Raw genomic sequence first — 1,852 nt, 5'->3', positions numbered from 1 at the left:
CTGAAGTTCCCTGAAGCGAATAACGAGATTCCCTTGTGACTCAAGCACTTGCTTGAGTTGGAGAGGGAGTTTTCTGTCTACGGCTTGATGTTTTGCACGAGCGCGAGGGCGCGCAGGTGCAGCGGTTGCGCGTTGGTGAGGAGCTCGAAGGTGGGCGCCTCGGGGCCGACCTGAGGGGCTCGGCAGGTGTTGCGCACGATGGTGGCGAGCTCGGCCATGAGGGTGGAGAAGCTGTGSACGGGCGTAGCGTCATCCAGCGTGTGGCGCGCCGCCTTGGCCAGCGCTGCCTTGGAACGCGTGGCCGGCGCCACGGGGTCGCGCATGGCCTTGGCCTGCTGGTCGGTGTCCGCGAACATCAGCTCGCGCCAGGCCTCGCGCATGTGCCACTCGACGTAGTAGGCGAGCATGCACAGGAAGATGTGCGCGCGCACCCGATCGGCGGTGCGGTGGTGGATCGGGCGCACCTTCAGGTCGATCGTCTTGAGTGAGCGGAACGCGCGCTCGACGTTGGCCAGCGACTTGTAGTTGCGGACGCAGTCGGCCGAGTCCATCTGCGCCGCGCTCACCGAGGTGCGGATGATGTAGATGCCGTCCAGCGCCGCCTCGGCGGCGATGGCGTCTGTCTTGCGCGCGAAGGTGAAGGCGTTGTCGCCGATGGCCAGCTCGAAGTGCTTGGCCATCTTGTACTGGTTGACGACCTTGCCCACGCGCAAGCCGATCTCATCGCGACCGACCAGCTTGAGCGCGTCCACCCGGGCCTTGATCTTCTGCAGGTTGGCCTCGGTGGCGGCGAGCAGTTCCAGCCGCTTGTGCGCGCGCAGCTTGGCAAGCTCCGGATTGCGACACGCCACCAGCCGCTCGCCGGGATAGTCCGGCGAGCTCAGTTCGAGCATGTTGCGCTCGTCGAACAATCCCAGCTGCAGCTGGCCCTGCTCGACCAGCGCGCGAATCGAGACGCTCTTCAAGGCACTGATCCAGCCCACGCCTTCGGTCTCGCGCAGCTCCTGGATCGCCTTGTTGGAGATCATGCCGCGGTCGCCCACCATCACCAGTTGCTCGACGCCGAAGTCTTCGCGCAGCCGCTTGACCTCGGGCAGCAGGGTCTGGCTGTCGGCCACATTGCCCTCGTGCACCGACACCGCCAGCGGGCAGCCGCGCGCATCGGTGAGCAGGCCGTAGTTGACCTGCAGCATGCCCTTCCTACCGTCGCGGCTGTAGCCGAGCTTGGCCAGAGGACAGCAGCTGCCCTCGAAGTAGCTSGASGACAGGTCGTACAGCACCAAGGCGCCAGCGCTCAGATGGCGCGCGGCGAGCTTCTTCTGGATGCGATCCTGGCGCTCGAGCAGCCAGTCCATCGCCGCATACAGATCGTCCTCGTCGGCGTCTGCGACGCCGAAGTCCTCGGCCAGCGTCGTGGTGTGCCACCAGCGGGTGGTGGCCAGCTTGGTGTGCGGGGCGACGATGCGTGCGGCCACCATCGCCAGCACCAGGTCGCGTTCGCGGCACGGCTTGGAGGCCAGCAGCGAGGCCATCTCCAGGCCGGCCATCGCGGCGCTGGCCGCCTGCACATGGCCGTGGGGGCGCGAGCGCGTGATCTCGAACGCCGAGGCCACGGGCACGAAGGTCTCGCCCTGCAGCGAGCGCCGGATGATCTCGATGAGTTCGTCGGGCAGGTGCGACAGGTTGCCCAGGGTCTCGTTCTTGACCTTGCCGTCCTCGCGGTAGCTGCGGCGCAGCAGGTGGGTGCGATAGACCTGGTCCTTGTAGGTGCGCGTCGTAGTGACGACGTGAGCGGTGCCGGTACGAGCTGCCATGAAGAGAAATATAGTCGAACGATGTGAATCATTCAAGT

General features: G+C 65.9%; 1 protein-coding gene. It reads right to left on the bottom strand.

Annotation, left to right across the window (positions count from 1 at the left end; translation table 11 throughout):
• Positions 1 to 77: 77 nt before the first annotated feature.
• Positions 78 to 1,814 carry an IS1634 family transposase gene (locus tag AC1DNF_RS35525; protein WP_478153607.1) on the bottom strand — a complete coding sequence of 579 codons (1,737 nt, stop codon included), beginning with the start codon at positions 1,812 to 1,814 and terminating at the stop codon, positions 78 to 80.
• Positions 1,815 to 1,852 lie beyond the last annotated feature (38 nt).

The sequence above is a fragment of the Variovorax sp. 01T432 genome (assembly GCF_056398605.1).
The sequence above is the reverse complement of the archived record's forward strand: the minus strand, read 5'-3'. Positions and strand labels throughout refer to the sequence as shown.